Genomic DNA, 13,867 nt, shown 5'->3' on the forward strand with positions numbered 1-13,867 from the left:
AATATTTGAGTTTCTAAAAAACGGGGGTATCCTTGTTGCGCGGGAGGAAGGAGGGAAGAAACAATGCCCTATGAAATCCGCATATCGGTCAAGAAATTGGCGGAGTTTTTGTTGCAGAGCGGAAGCCTGGATAACCGCTTTGGTGGAGTTGACCGCGCCAGCGAAGGGGCTCGCATCCATCGCCGCTTGCAAAAAGAGGGTGGAGAGTCCTATCAGGCAGAGGTCTTTTTGTCCCAGCAGATGGAACGCAATGACTTTCTTTACCGGGTGGAAGGACGTGCGGATGGGGTTATTACAAGTGCTGGAGGGGTGACCATAGATGAGATTAAAACAACGGCGGCGCCGTTCTCCATGCTCACCGAGGACTTTAACCATGCCCATTGGGGCCAAGCCATGTGCTATGCTCATTTTTATTGCAAGCAGCAAGGGATAACACAAATTTCGGTTCAACTTACCTACTTTCAGGTGGATACAGAAGAAATTCGCCGGTTCCGGCGGCTATATACCGCTGAAGAGTTGGAAACGTTTTACCTACATTTGTTGGATCAATATGAGAAATGGGCGGTGATTCAGAGGGATTGGGGACGGATACGCGATGCAACCATTCGTGCAATGCCGTTCCCTTTTGCTGAATACCGCTCTGGCCAACGAAAGCTGGCGGCTGCGGTTTATCGCACCATTGTGGCAAAGGGACGGCTTTTTTGTCAAGCTCCCACAGGGATTGGCAAAACGATTTCAACATTATTTCCAGCGGTGAAAGCGATGGGGGAGGGAAAAGCCGAGCGTATCTTTTATCTGACAGCGAAGACTGTCACTCGGAAAGCGGCCGAAGATGCGTTCTGCCAAATGCGTGAAAAGGGCCTGCATCTCAAAACCATCACCTTGACGGCAAAGGATTCCATTTGCTTTTTGGAAGAGCGAAATTGCAATCCGGACGCATGCCCCTACGCGGCTGGATACTATGATCGCATCAAACAAGCATTGTACGAATTGGTCCATGATGTCGAAGCGGTGTCCAGACAAGCAGTAGAGGACTGCGCAAAAAAATACTGCGTCTGTCCCTTTGAGCTCTCCTTGGATGCGGCTCTTTGGTGCGACGCGATTGTCGGCGATTACAACTATCTGTTTGATCCGGTGGTATATCTAAAACGTTTCTTTGGAGAATCCCCTGGGGAATACGTTTTTTTAGTGGATGAAGCACATAACCTGGTGGACCGTGCACGTGCAATGTATTCTGCAACTCTGTATAAAACGGCAGTTTTACAAGGAAGAAAGACGATCGGTAAAGAACAGCGCAGGCTGTACCGAGCACTCAGTTCGGTAAATGCAGAGATACTCGCTTTAAGAAAGACTTGTGGAGAACAATCAACTTATACGCAGACGGAATTGCCTCAGGAGCTTTTGCATGCCCTAAATGGATTTGTTGGTTGTTGGGAGGAGTGGGCGGAGGAACACCGTTCGGTCCGGATAGACCCGCAACTTTTGCAACTTTATTTTGATATACGGTTTTTTCTACGGATTGCAGATCTCTATGATGACCATTTTGTCACCTATGTGACTGTAAACCGACGGGAAGTGGTTGTCAAACTTCTCTGCTTAGATCCATCCCTTTTGTTGGACAAAGCGATGCAACGTGGGCGTTCGTCCATCCTGTTCTCTGCGACGCTTTCCCCTTTGGACTATTTTACTGCCGTCTTGGGCGGCAACGAGGCGACAAAAAAGTATGCGCTACCCTCACCTTTTGATTCCGCCAATCTAGGCCTTTTTGTTGCAGATTGGGTCAGTACCAAGTACCGGGATCGGGAGCGAAGTCTACGACCTGTAGCAGAATTATTAAAGGCCCTGTTGCATGGGAAAAGGGGAAATTATTTGGCCTATTTTCCCTCCTATTCCTATATGAATGAGGTTTACCGCGTTTTTCGGGAGCTTTATCCGCAGGTAGACACCTTGCTCCAGACTTCTGGAATGACTGAGGAGGCAAGGGGAGAATTCTTGGAGCAGTTTGATGTGGCCCGCCCGCAAACTTTGCTGGGGTTCTGTGTATTGGGCGGAATTTATGCGGAAGGAATAGACCTGCGCGGAGAGCGGTTGATTGGTACGGCAATTGTCGGGGTGGGGTTGCCCCAAGTAAACGCAGAGCAAGAAATCTTGCGCACTTACTATGACCGGATAAATGGTGCAGGATTTCCCTTTGCCTATCAATATCCGGGGATGAATAAAGTCCTACAGGCAGCCGGCCGTGTCATCCGCAGTGAACAGGACCGCGGGATAGTTCTGCTGATCGACAGCCGTTTTTCAACTGCATCCTACCGCGAACTGTTCCCACTGCACTGGCAACACGCCCGTACGGTCCGATCGGTAAAAGAATTGGAACAGGTTGTAACCACATTCTGGCAGAGTTAAAATTTGAGAATCTTCCTACAGAAAGTTGCAATCTCTCCCTGCTTTTACTATAATATTACTGTTATTGTGGTTTTAAAGGGAAATGATGAAAGAGGTAGAACATGAAAGCAGTAGGGTTTGACAACGACAAGTATTTGCAGACACAATCGCAGCACATTTCGGAGCGCATTTCTATGTTTGATAACAAGCTGTACCTGGAAATGGGAGGGAAATTGTTTGATGACTTTCACGCTTCGCGTGTACTTCCTGGTTTTCAGCCGGACAGTAAGATGAAAATGCTTTTGCATCTTTCCGATCAGGTGGAAATCATTATTGTCATCAATGCAGCAGATATTGAAAAAAGCAAAATGCGTGGAGACATCGGAATCACTTATGATGCAGATGTACTGCGCCTCATCGATGCATTTCGGGATATTGGCTTGTATGTGGGCAGCGTGGTGATCGCGCAATACGCGGGGCAGGCTGTGGCAGATGCATTTAAAAACCACCTGGAAAAGCTGGGAGTAAAGGTGTATTTGCATTATCCGATTGAAGGGTATCCTTCAAATATCGCTTACATAGTCAGCGATGAAGGCTTTGGAAAAAATGAGTATGTGGAAACCACACGTCCGCTGGTGGTTGTGACTGCGCCGGGGCCGGGCAGCGGTAAAATGGCCACCTGCCTTTCTCAGCTTTACCATGAATATAAACATGGAATCAAAGCTGGATATGCAAAGTTCGAGACATTTCCCATTTGGAATCTTCCGCTGAAACATCCGGTGAATTTGGCGTACGAGGCGGCAACAGCAGATCTCAATGATGTCAACATGATCGATCCATTCCATTTGGAGGCATACGGTCAGACAACGGTCAATTATAACCGAGATGTGGAAGTGTTTCCGGTTTTAAATGCGATCTTAGAAAAGATTGCCGGGAGCAGCCCTTACAAGTCGCCGACGGATATGGGCGTCAATATGGTTGGGAATTGCATCATTGACGATGAAGTTTGTCGGGAAGCATCCAAGCAGGAGATCATCCGCCGTTACTATCACGCTATGTGCGATCAGAGGCAAGGCCGTCTCTCTGAGGATGTGGTTTACAAACTGGAACTTGTAATGAATCAGGCGGGGGTCACTGTGGAGGATCGTCGGGTAGTGCGCCCTGCGTTGGAGCGTGCGGAACAAACCGGCATGCCTGCTGCGGCAATCGAACTGGAGAATGGGGAGATTATCACGGGAAAGACCTCCTCCCTGTTGGGCGCTTCTGCCGCAGTTTTGTTGAATGCGCTTAAACACCTAGGGGGGCTCAGCCACGCGATGCCGCTAATTTCTCCCATTGTGATTGAGCCTATCCAGAATTTAAAAACGAGACATTTGGGTAACCAAAATCCTCGCCTTCATACGGATGAAATCTTAGTTGCGCTTTCCATCTGTGCGGCTACGAATCCGGCCGCGGAGTTGGCTCTCCGTCAGTTGCCGAAGCTGCGTGGATGTGAGGCGCATTCGTCGGTCATCCTTTCCCAGGTCGATGAGACAACATTCCGGAAACTCGGTGTAAATCTGACCTGTGAGCCAAAATATCAAACCAAAAAGCTCTATCATAAATAATCACAGAGAAGAGGAAGGTTATGCAGATTGTTGTGATTGATGGACAGGGCGGTGGAATCGGGAAGAACCTGGTAGAGCGCCTTCGTGCAGAGTTGCCGGAGACACAGATTGTTGCAGTTGGTGCGAACTCTATTGCAACCTCTGCTATGCTTAAGGCGGGGGCGAATGTCGGCGCTACAGGGGAAAATGCGGTGCAGTACAATGTACGTACAGCCGATGTGGTTGCGGGACCCATTGGCATTCTGGTAGCGAATGCGATGTGGGGAGAGATCACCCCGGCAATGGCGGCGGCGGTTTCAGCTAGCCCAGCGCAGAAGGTGCTGATTCCTGTGGAACAATGTCGGGTGCATGTGGCAGGAGTCGTTGAAAAGGCATTATCCCGATACATTGAAGATGCAGTAGCGGTGATTCGTTCTTATCAGTCAACCCCCGCCGGTTAATCCCAGAGGCTGAAGAAGCCCTATAGGGGCCTACTACCGCATCGCAAGACGCACAGAACTCGATTTCGATTGCATCACAGTTGTAAACAGGCAATCATCGTTTTAACGGAACCTCCGATCATCGAAAGATTGTTGTTAGCAGTTTGCTTCTCTTGATACGAAAGCTTTTTATGTGGCGCTTCCCACTCGTGCTGCCGGAGAGCTTAACGAATAAAAACCCGCTGGCATGCCAGCGGGTTTTCTTACATATTGAATTCATTCCCATGAACATCGACCCATTGAATCCGTTAAATCTTGGAATAACCGTAGCTGTTGACAATGGCGTCGATCTTGCGCTTTTGTTGACAGTCCGGACAATCTTTAAACGAGTATGTCTGATAGTTCGGCACATCCTCAGGCGTAAAAATCGTGTCAATGTGTACGCCACCCATCTCGGTGATCGCGCTAAAGATAGCGGAAATGCCAACGACATTGCCCCCGTAATATTTGATACACTCCAAAGAGCGATTGATGGTTTTGCCGGTAGTTGCCGATGCCACCAAAAGCAGGATGTTCTTCTGCCAGATCATCTGCTGAATATTGTCGCGGAAGATCATCTGTCCGTTGGTATTGAACTCCGGAGTGATGATGCTGATGTCGCTTTTGTCATTCATGGACATAATGCCGGATTTAGAGAGGTAATGTGCCAGGAAAGCGGCGATGACCTCGCAACCATCCATACAGACAATGGTATCGATCATGGTATTATTCTCATATTTCATCGCCATAGTTGCTGCAGCCTCATAGGCCATTGCGTGGCGGTGTTTAATGCTGGTCATATCGATATAATAGTTGATGTGCGAGTGATTTGTGGCAAAATGCCCTGGGATTACTTTAATCGAGATCTTACTATTTTTGGGGGATTTGATTTTAATCGCTCTGCTTTCCATAATTGCCTCCATTCTCCATTGCTGGAATCAATTTCAAGCCGCAGCCATCCGAAAGCCGGCCAATGCAGGCTGTTCATTTGCGTTGTTTGGATGTGTTACAAATACGAATTGCTGTGGATTTATCTATACTATACCATTTATTTATAAAAAACGCAATATATTTGAAAAATATATACAGAACATACAAATTTCCGTAACAATTTTTCCGCAACGCCTTGTATCGATCCTGATTTTTCGTTATATTAGTAAACAATGGATGAAATGCTATCTTGGAGGTGCACAGTGGAACTTTCGTTTGAATTATTGTGGGAAAAATTCCTTGTTTGGCTTGAAGGAATATTGCCAAATGTCGTTGGCGCGATACTGATCTTTGTAGTTGGATGGTGGCTGAGCAATGTGATCATCCGCCTGATGAAGCGCGCAATGCTGCGCGTTCGAACAGAGGTTGGTATTATCACGTTTATTTGTTCTTTGGCAAATGCGGCGATAAAAATCATCATCAGTATCACCGCCTTGGCGCAACTGGGAGTGGAAGTCGGGTCCATCATAGCTGCCATCGGTGCGGCAGGTGTGACCGTAGGACTTGCACTTAAAGAAAATATGGCGAACGTTGCCAGCGGTGCGCAGATCATTTTTACAAAGCCTTTTACGGTTGGAGATTATTTACTACTGGACAATGTAGAGGGCGTTGTGGAACGGATTGAAATCATGTTTACCACCCTTCGGACCTTTGATAATAAAGAAATTGTCATTCCAAATTCCAAAGTTACGGTCAGTACCATTACAAATTATACGGCGATGAAAACGCGCCGCCTGGATTTGCACTACTCGATTAGTTATAACGATGACCTTGCAAAAGTAAAGGCGGTCCTGGGAGAACTGGTCGAAAAAAATCCGCTGGTAGAAAAGGCTCCGGAACCATTGGTCGCTGTAGAAGAACATAAAGATAGCTGTATTCAGATGCTGGTGCGCGTATGGTGCAAGACCGATGATTACTGGCCACTGTATTATCAGATGCAGGAGGAAGTTAAGCTTGCTTTTGACCGTGCCGGTATTCATATTCCATTTCCGCAGATGGATGTGCATGTAGACCGGCCGGTTGACAAACTACAGAAATCTGTTTAAAATAAAGCACAGGATATAGGTGCTCCTTTGCGTAAAGGGGGCTGAAAAAGGGAAGCGGGTGTGATTCCCGCGCAAGTCCGTTGCTGTGAATACCGAGCACATTCCAAAATACCACTGGGAAACTGGGAAGGGGGAGTGTTGCGCAGACGTATGAGCCAGAATACCTGCCTATCGTCCTTCATGCGACTCCACGGTACTGGAGCGCGCGTGGCTGAAGGAACCCGAGGCGGGCGCAGAAGCTTCTTCTGGGCCTGTTATTCCGCCATTCACGCCATTCGGTAATGCGAGTTACTGAATGGCGTTTTTTATATCGCGGGAGGCTTTTATGAAGCTGGAAGAATACGTTTACCAGGATCAAAAACGCTTGCGGTGTGGGTATACCACGGGCAGTTGCGCAGCGGCAGCGGCAAAGGCTGCCGCACAAATGATTCTTACAAACAAATGGGTAAACGAAGTGGAGCTCTGTACGCCAAAAGGGATTCGGCTCTTATTGCCCATATGCCGTACACAGCGTTCGGAGGCATCCGTCTCCTGTGCAGTTCAAAAAGACAGCGGCGACGATCCCGATGTGACCGACGGCATTTTGGTGTTTGCAGAGGTTTCCCAGTTAGCAGAGGGGATTGTTATTGAAGGTGGGGAAGGTATTGGCCGTGTGACGCGGCCGGGCCTTGCCTGTGCCGTTGGAGAGGCTGCCATCAATCCTGGACCGCGCAACATGATCGCCAGTAGCTTACAGGAAGTCAGTATGGCATATGGCTATAGTGGCGGCTGGCATGTGATCCTGTCGGTTCCAGAGGGTAAACCCATTGCAGAGAGGACGTTTAATCCAAGATTGGGAATTGTGGGAGGAATCTCTATATTGGGGACCACAGGGATTGTGGAACCGATGAGCGAGCGCGCTTTGATCGAAACAATCCGCACAGAGTTGTGCCAGCTTCGTGCTTCCGGGGTACAGGTCGTTGTAGCTGTTCCGGGAAATTATGGAGAAACGTTTCTCCGAGAGCGCATGCAGCTTTCCTGCCGTACGGTGATCTGTAGCAATTATATCGGAGAGCTGTTGGATATGGCCGTGGAATTCCAATTTGAAGGCCTTTTGTTGGTTGGACATGCGGGAAAACTGGTTAAATTGGCTGGAGGCGTGATGAATACCCACTCACGCTATGCAGATGCCCGGATGGAGATCCTGACTGCACATGCGGCTCTTTGCGGCGCTTCCCGCAATTTGGCGAACCGTCTGATGGAGTGTGTCACAACGGATGAGGCATTTGATTTATTAAAGGATGCCTCCCTGTTACAGTCTGTCATGGACGGTTTGATGGAGAAAATTCAATTTCACATGAATGCCCGGGTCCATCGAAAGCTGATGGTTGGGGCGGTGTTATTTTCCAATGTATATGGTCTGTTAGGACGGACTACCGATGCGTCCATACTGTTGGGACGTTTGAAAGGAGAGAAGAGGGTCGAATGATTCATATCGTAGGGGCAGGGTCCGGTGCGGTGGATTTGATTACTGTGCGCGGCGCCCGCCTTTTGGGAGAAGCGGATACCGTCGTTTATGCTGGTTCTCTGGTCAATCCGAATATTCTCACGACCTACACAAAGCCGGACTGTGAGATTTATGACAGTGCTCGTATGACCTTGGAAGAGGTATTGCAGGTGCTCATCACTGCAGAGCGCGCAGGAAAAAACGTCGTACGGCTGCATACCGGTGATCCTTGTTTGTACGGTGCTATACGGGAACAGATGGATGCTTTGGATTCCGCTGGGGTGTCCTATGAAGTAGTGCCGGGGGTTAGCTCATTTTGTGGTGCAGCAGCAGCTTTGCAGGCAGAGTATACGCTTCCTGGGGTATCGCAGTCCGTTGTGATTACACGCATGGCGGGGAGAACTCCGGTTCCGGAGAAGGAGTCCATCTCCAGCTTTGCTTCACATGGAGCGACAATGGTTGTATTTCTCAGCACCTCCTATCTGGAAGCCCTGCGCACTCAGCTTTTGGAAGGTGGATATTCTGAGGAAACCCCTGCAGCAATTGTCTATAAAGCAACATGGCCGGATGAGAAGGTGGTTCACGGGACAGTGGGGATACTTCCGGAGATGGCTGCAAAAAATGGAATCACAAAGACAGCTTTGATTCTAATTGGCAACTTCCTCGGAAAGGCTTATGAACGCTCAAAGCTGTACGCACCGGATTTTTCCCACGGATACCGTACTGCCCAAAAGAAGGGTCCTTCCAATGCGGATTGAATGTGTGGCTTTTACTTCCAATGGCGTTCAATTGGGGCTCCGCTTGATTTCCTTTTTGCAGCAAGAAGGAAATTTATGCCGTCTCAGTGCACCTTTAAAATATGTGAAGAAAGATGTCGATCCGTTGGATTCCCTTGCCGAGTGGACCGCATCCGCTTTTGAAAAAGCGGATGCGCTCATCTTTATTGGGGCCTGTGGTATAGCGGTCCGAAGTATCGCTCCCTATTTAAAGAGCAAGTTTCACGATCCGGCAGTTGTTGCGATCGATGATTGCAACCGGTTTGCTGTGCCGTTGGTATCCGGCCATATAGGAGGAGCCAATTCCCTGGCAGAAAAAATTGCTTTTGCCGTCGGAGCGCAAGCTGTGGTAACAACCGCGACTGACCGGAATGGTGTATTTGCGGTGGATACATGGGCGGCCAAGCAGGATTTTTGCGTAATGCGCCCGGAAGCGGCGAAAGCTGTTTCAGCGGCGATTCTCAACGGAGATCCAGTTGGGTTTTATTGCGATTTTCCCTTAGAAGGAGAATTGCCCGCAGGAGTGGTAAAAAAGAGCAAAGGAGCTGTGGGAATTCGTATCGCACTCTCCTATGAAGCAAATTTTGAACAGACCTGTTGGCTGCTACCGCGAATCCTTACCCTGGGAATTGGATGTAAAAGAGGGACTTCGAGAGAGACTATTGAAAAGGCGGTCCGTTATTCTGTGCAAGGTAAATCCCTTTACATGGAAAGTGTACGAAATGTTGCTTCGATCGACAAAAAAGGGGATGAAATCGGGATTTTTGAGTACTGTAAAGCAAATAGACTTTTCAGCCGTTTCTTTACGGCAGAACAACTTTTGCAGGTCAAAGGAGCCTTCACAAGCTCGGCGTTCGTACAGAATACAGTCGGCGTCGGCAATGTATGCGAACGAGCAGCCGTGCTGGCCAGCGGAGGAACTCTGTTGGTGCGAAAGACTGCATTCTCCGGGGTAACAGTCGCGGTGGCAGCGGCCCCACTGGTCGTTCGGTTTTGAAGAAATAGAGAGGACACAGAAAGAGGGGACAGATATGAAGCTCTATATTGTTGGAATCGGACCGGGGGAAGCGGCGCAGATGACGCAACGGGCGCAAACGGCCTTGGATTGCAGTGAGGTAATTGTGGGATATACGGCTTATGTCGATTTGGTTCGGCCCTTTTTTCCGGATAAAACGTTCTTAACCACTTCAATGCGTGGGGAAGTGGAGCGCTGCGAGATGGCGGTAAAATATGCGCTTGAAGGCCGGACGGTTGCTCTAATTTGTAGCGGAGATGCGGGCGTTTATGGGATGGCCAGCCCTGCGCTCGAGGCTGCACAGAGGTTTCCTCAGCTGGACATCGAGGTAGTGCCGGGCGTGACCGCTGCATGCAGTGGGGCAGCGCTTCTGGGCGCCCCTCTTTCCCACGACTTTGCGGTCGTGAGTCTGAGCGATCTTTTAACCCCTTGGGCTTCGATCGAAAAGCGATTGGCCTGTGCAGCGGAAGCGGACTTTGTGCTCTGCCTATATAATCCTTCCAGTAAAAAGCGTGCAGACTATCTCTGCAGGGCCTGTGCGATTGTCCGGCAATTCCGTCCGGCAGAGACGCCCGTGGGAGTGGTCCGTTCGATTGGCCGCGAAGGGGAATCCTGGACCGTGATGACGTTGGAGGAACTCCGGGATTATCAGGCGGATATGTTCACCACAGTATTTATTGGAAACTCCCAGACGCGTGTTATCAATGGACGTCTAGTGACGCCGCGTGGATATATACACCAGTAAGGAGGCAAAGTGATGGCGCAGATTTTGCTGTTTGCAGGAACGAGCGAGGGCAGACAGCTGGCCGAACGTCTTTCTGCGTGTGGCGTTTCCCTTTTTGTCAGTGTGGCAACCGCGTATGGAGAATTGCTTTTAAACCATGCACATGCCTCGGTTCTCCAGGGCCGGATGGATCGAGAGGAGATGGTTTCGTTTTTACGTATGCATCCCGTCGATTGTGTCGTGGATGCAACGCACCCGTATGCTGTTTTGGCTACAGAAAACATTCTCGCCGCTTGCCAGGAGACCGGTACGGATTATTTTCGTCTACTGCGGGAGGAAGCCACACCAAAATGGCAGGGGGACTGCTTCTATGTTGCAACCGCACAAGAGGCGGCCGAGGCGCTCGCGGAATTGCCGGGGAATGTTTTACTGACTACGGGGTCAAAAGAGCTTTCTGCGTTTGTGAATGTTCCGCATTATCAAGACCGGCTGTTTGTGCGGATGCTTCCAACAGAGGAGGCAATCTGCAAGGGAAATTCGCTCGGTTTTGCGCCGGGGCATTTGATCTGCATGCAGGGACCGTTTTCCGAGGAACTGAACCTTGCTTTGTTTCACCAATTTCAGATTCAGATCTTAGTGACAAAGGAATCTGGTAAAGCGGGCGGTTTTTGGGAAAAGCTCCGTGCAGCACAGAAGGCGGACGTGCGTACCGTGGTGATTGGCCGCCCTCCACAAGTGTCCGGCGACTCTTATATGGAACTTTGGAAAAAGTTGTGCGTAAGATTTCATTTGTCTTAGGGAGGGACTGACATGGCAAAGACAATCTGGCTGGTGGGCATCGGAATGGGAAACCGGGACACCTTGACCATCGGCGCCTGGAACGTTCTAAAAAGCTGTGATTGTCTGATTGGCGCGCAGCGTATGTTGGATGCCTTTCCAGATCTCACCTGTGAAAAGTGGGCGGCAACCGTTCCGGAAAAAATAGCTGCTTTTGTAGAGGCTCATCCGGAGTTTCTATGTGTAGGCGTGGTACTCTCCGGGGATGTCGGCTTTTATAGCGGCGCCAAGAAACTGCGCAGCCTTTTTCAGCACGTGGAAGTGCGGGAGTGCTGTGGTATCAGCACGGTGGCGTATCTTTGCGCCAAGTTGCATATCCCTTGGGAAGATGCGTGTCTAGTGAGCGCGCATGGACAGGCGTGTAACTTGCCGGGAGAAGTGAGGACCCATGAAAAGGTCTTTGCGTTGACCGGGATGGTTTCCGTTCAAGATCTATGTAAAGAACTCCGCAGAGAAGGCTTGGGGCATGTAACCGTCTCGGTGGGAGAGTATTTATCTTACCCCGATGAGCGGATCTCCACCGGGTCTGCCCTCGAATTTGCAAATCGGTCGTTTGCACCTCTAAGTGCACTTTTGATTCAAAATCCTGCACCATTGTGTCCGGGCGGTTTCGGATTGCCCGATGATTGTTTTATTCGGGGAAATACGCCGATGACAAAATCGGAAGTACGATGTGTTTCGCTTTCTCGCTTGGGGCTGAATCGGGGGAGTACCGCTTGGGACGTCGGGGCAGGAACCGGGTCGGTATCCGTGGAGATGGCGTTGCAAGCGCCCTGTGGGGCGGTTTATGCGGTGGAGCGTGACGAAGATGCTTGCCGGTTAATCGAACAGAATCGCGAAAAATTTGGCCTATCCAATATGCGGATTGTCCGCGGCACAGCGCCAGGGGTGCTACAAGATCTGCCTGCACCGGACAGTGTGTTCCTTGGCGGCAGCGGTGGAATGGTAGAGGAGATTCTACAATTGGCCCTGCAAAAGAATCCATATGTGCGGGTAGTAATCAATGCAATTACGTTGGAAACGGTTGCAGCGGCGACACAGGCCCTGAACACACTCGGTTTTGTGGATGTCATGATTTCACAGATAGCGGTTTCCCGAGCAAAGCGCGCAGGAAAGGTTCATATGATGTTGGGGCAAAACCCAGTCTACATTCTCAGCGGACAGGGGGCGGGGATATGACGGTTTCTTTGCCGCGGGTTCTGCTGGCTGCACCATCCAGCGGTGCGGGAAAAACGACGGTGGCTTGCGCGATTTTGCGTGCGCTGCACCGGCGTGGGAGGAAGCTTTCCGCTTTTAAATGTGGCCCGGATTATATTGATCCGATGTTTCATCGAGAGGTCCTTGGGATACCATCCTACAATCTGGACCTTTTTTTGTTGGGACAAAGAACGGTCCGCCGGCTATTGATGGAAGACGCACAGGGGGCGGATTTGGCCCTGATGGAAGGGGTCATGGGATACTACGATGGAATTGGTCTTACGGAACGGGCCGGAAGTTACGATTTGGCCTGTGCAACTCACTCGCCGGCTGTCTTGGTGTTGGATGGGCGTGGAGCAGCACAATCGTTGCTGGCCCAGATCAAGGGATTTCTTACATATCGCTCAGATAGCCGGATAGCCGGAGTTCTTTGGAATCGTTTATCTCCCAGCCAGTATCCCGCGCTTCATGAACGGGTGGAACAGGAATTTGGAATTCGATCCCTTGGGTATTTGCCGAAACTAGAGGCGGTTTCCTTAGAAAGCCGCCATTTGGGTTTGATAACAGCAGAAGAAGTACTCCAACTTCAGACAAAGCTGGACCTTTTGGCTGACCAGGCGGAATGTACGATTGATTTGGATGGTATTCAGTCTCTTGCAGAACGGGCCGAACCGCTACAAGAGGAGCCTTATACGCCGCCTGATAGGGGGGATTTCTGCCGTCCGCGCATTGCAGTGGCGCGTGATCGTGCCTTTTGTTTTTATTATGCAGATTCCTTGCGTTTGTTGGAGCATCTGGGGGCAGAACTTTGTTATTTCAGTCCACTGGTGGATTCCATGCTCCCCGCAGGGTGTAACGGTGTCCTGTTGGGCGGCGGTTATCCAGAACTCTATGGCGAGGACCTGGAGAAGAACCATTCGATAAGAGAAAATTTGTATACCTCCATACAGAAGGGAATGCCCTGTATTGCAGAATGTGGGGGCTTTCTCTACCTGCATCGGACCTTGGAGGATTCCTATGGAACCCCTCGCCGGATGGTGGGGACCATTTTGGCGGATGGGATACGGACCGAGAAGTTACAGCGGTTCGGTTACGCGACGTTGACCGCGCAAAGGGATAATCTTCTTTGTCGGGCCGGAGAGAAGCTTCCTGTCCATGAATTCCACTATTGGACCAGTACGGACAATGGGGATGGCTGCTTGGCGGAGAAGCCTTCCACAGGAAAGACCTGGCCTTGTATCCATGTATCGGAATCCCTGTTTGCGGGGTTCCCCCATTTCCATTTTGCATCGAATCCACGTTGGGCGCAGCATTTTCTGGAGAAGTGCGCGCAATTTGAGGGGGTATAA

The 13,867-nt window shown here is 50.1% G+C and carries 12 protein-coding genes and 1 riboswitch; of the genes, 11 read left to right on the plus strand and 1 reads right to left on the minus strand.

Features of this window, described 5'->3' with window-relative positions:
• The first annotated feature begins 63 nt into the window (after positions 1 to 63).
• From B9Y59_RS05885 to B9Y59_RS05895, 3 genes are all read left to right on the plus strand, one after another.
• Complete coding sequence (locus B9Y59_RS05885; RefSeq protein ID WP_085532332.1) at positions 64 to 2,403, plus strand: ATP-dependent DNA helicase; 2,340 nt, start codon at positions 64 to 66, stop codon at positions 2,401 to 2,403.
• 101 nt (positions 2,404 to 2,504) lie between these two features.
• Positions 2,505 to 3,989, plus strand: a complete 1,485-nt coding sequence (locus tag B9Y59_RS05890; protein WP_085532334.1) for a DUF1846 domain-containing protein — start codon at positions 2,505 to 2,507, stop codon at positions 3,987 to 3,989.
• A 20-nt stretch (positions 3,990 to 4,009) separates the two neighbouring features.
• The gene (locus B9Y59_RS05895; RefSeq protein WP_085532336.1) at positions 4,010 to 4,429 is read left to right on the plus strand and encodes a DUF3842 family protein; all 420 of its coding nucleotides are present in this window, start codon (positions 4,010 to 4,012) and stop codon (positions 4,427 to 4,429) included.
• A 287-nt stretch (positions 4,430 to 4,716) separates the two neighbouring features.
• Here B9Y59_RS05895 and B9Y59_RS05900 read toward each other — a convergent pair whose 3' ends face one another.
• On the minus strand, positions 4,717 to 5,358 hold the full coding sequence (locus B9Y59_RS05900; protein WP_054323061.1) for a type I phosphoribosyltransferase: 642 nt from the start codon (positions 5,356 to 5,358) through the stop codon (positions 4,717 to 4,719).
• 282 nt (positions 5,359 to 5,640) lie between these two features.
• Between B9Y59_RS05900 and B9Y59_RS05905 the strand changes: the two genes are divergently transcribed.
• The 8 genes from B9Y59_RS05905 (at position 5,641) to B9Y59_RS05940 (ending at position 13,867) form a co-directional block, all read left to right on the plus strand.
• Complete coding sequence (locus tag B9Y59_RS05905; RefSeq protein ID WP_158088955.1) at positions 5,641 to 6,483, plus strand: mechanosensitive ion channel family protein; 843 nt, start codon at positions 5,641 to 5,643, stop codon at positions 6,481 to 6,483.
• Positions 6,484 to 6,669: riboswitch (cobalamin riboswitch) on the plus strand.
• Between the two features lie 139 nt (positions 6,670 to 6,808).
• Positions 6,809 to 7,951 (plus strand): cobalt-precorrin-5B (C(1))-methyltransferase CbiD, encoded by a 1,143-nt coding sequence (cbiD, locus tag B9Y59_RS05910; RefSeq protein WP_085532339.1) that lies wholly within the window; start codon positions 6,809 to 6,811, stop codon positions 7,949 to 7,951.
• Positions 7,948 to 8,727, plus strand: a complete 780-nt coding sequence (gene cobM, locus B9Y59_RS05915) for a precorrin-4 C(11)-methyltransferase (protein ID WP_085532341.1) — start codon at positions 7,948 to 7,950, stop codon at positions 8,725 to 8,727. The genes cbiD and cobM overlap by 4 nt, the downstream gene beginning before the upstream one ends.
• Positions 8,717 to 9,742 carry a cobalt-precorrin 5A hydrolase gene (locus B9Y59_RS05920; RefSeq protein ID WP_158088956.1) on the plus strand — a complete coding sequence of 342 codons (1,026 nt, stop codon included), beginning with the start codon at positions 8,717 to 8,719 and terminating at the stop codon, positions 9,740 to 9,742. The genes cobM and B9Y59_RS05920 overlap by 11 nt, the downstream gene beginning before the upstream one ends.
• Before the next feature lie 34 nt (positions 9,743 to 9,776).
• On the plus strand, positions 9,777 to 10,505 hold the full coding sequence (cobJ, locus tag B9Y59_RS05925) for a precorrin-3B C(17)-methyltransferase (RefSeq protein WP_085532345.1): 729 nt from the start codon (positions 9,777 to 9,779) through the stop codon (positions 10,503 to 10,505).
• A 12-nt stretch (positions 10,506 to 10,517) separates the two neighbouring features.
• The gene (cobK, locus tag B9Y59_RS05930) at positions 10,518 to 11,282 is read left to right on the plus strand and encodes a precorrin-6A reductase (protein ID WP_085532347.1); all 765 of its coding nucleotides are present in this window, start codon (positions 10,518 to 10,520) and stop codon (positions 11,280 to 11,282) included.
• A 12-nt stretch (positions 11,283 to 11,294) separates the two neighbouring features.
• Positions 11,295 to 12,500, plus strand: a complete 1,206-nt coding sequence (gene cbiT / locus B9Y59_RS05935; protein WP_085532349.1) for a precorrin-6Y C5,15-methyltransferase (decarboxylating) subunit CbiT — start codon at positions 11,295 to 11,297, stop codon at positions 12,498 to 12,500.
• Complete coding sequence (locus B9Y59_RS05940; protein WP_085532351.1) at positions 12,497 to 13,867, plus strand: cobyrinic acid a,c-diamide synthase CobB; 1,371 nt, start codon at positions 12,497 to 12,499, stop codon at positions 13,865 to 13,867. The genes cbiT and B9Y59_RS05940 overlap by 4 nt, the downstream gene beginning before the upstream one ends.

The sequence above is a fragment of the Anaeromassilibacillus sp. Marseille-P3371 genome (assembly GCF_900169665.1).
Classification (GTDB): Bacteria; Bacillota; Clostridia; order Oscillospirales; family Acutalibacteraceae; genus Anaeromassilibacillus.

Bases quoted from the DNA above. Each gene is read 5' to 3' on its own strand.
- B9Y59_RS05885 (WP_085532332.1), top strand. From the start codon at position 64: ATGCCCTATGAAATCCGCATATCGGTCAAGAAATTGGCGGAGTTTTTG.
- B9Y59_RS05890 (WP_085532334.1), top strand. From the start codon at position 2,505: ATGAAAGCAGTAGGGTTTGACAACGACAAGTATTTGCAGACACAATCG.
- B9Y59_RS05895 (WP_085532336.1), top strand. From the start codon at position 4,010: ATGCAGATTGTTGTGATTGATGGACAGGGCGGTGGAATCGGGAAGAAC.
- B9Y59_RS05900 (WP_054323061.1), bottom strand. From the start codon at position 5,358: ATGGAAAGCAGAGCGATTAAAATCAAATCCCCCAAAAATAGTAAGATC.
- cbiD (WP_085532339.1), top strand. From the start codon at position 6,809: ATGAAGCTGGAAGAATACGTTTACCAGGATCAAAAACGCTTGCGGTGT.
- cobM (WP_085532341.1), top strand. From the start codon at position 7,948: ATGATTCATATCGTAGGGGCAGGGTCCGGTGCGGTGGATTTGATTACT.
- B9Y59_RS05920 (WP_158088956.1), top strand. From the start codon at position 8,717: ATGCGGATTGAATGTGTGGCTTTTACTTCCAATGGCGTTCAATTGGGG.
- cobJ (WP_085532345.1), top strand. From the start codon at position 9,777: ATGAAGCTCTATATTGTTGGAATCGGACCGGGGGAAGCGGCGCAGATG.
- cobK (WP_085532347.1), top strand. From the start codon at position 10,518: ATGGCGCAGATTTTGCTGTTTGCAGGAACGAGCGAGGGCAGACAGCTG.
- cbiT (WP_085532349.1), top strand. From the start codon at position 11,295: ATGGCAAAGACAATCTGGCTGGTGGGCATCGGAATGGGAAACCGGGAC.
- B9Y59_RS05940 (WP_085532351.1), top strand. From the start codon at position 12,497: ATGACGGTTTCTTTGCCGCGGGTTCTGCTGGCTGCACCATCCAGCGGT.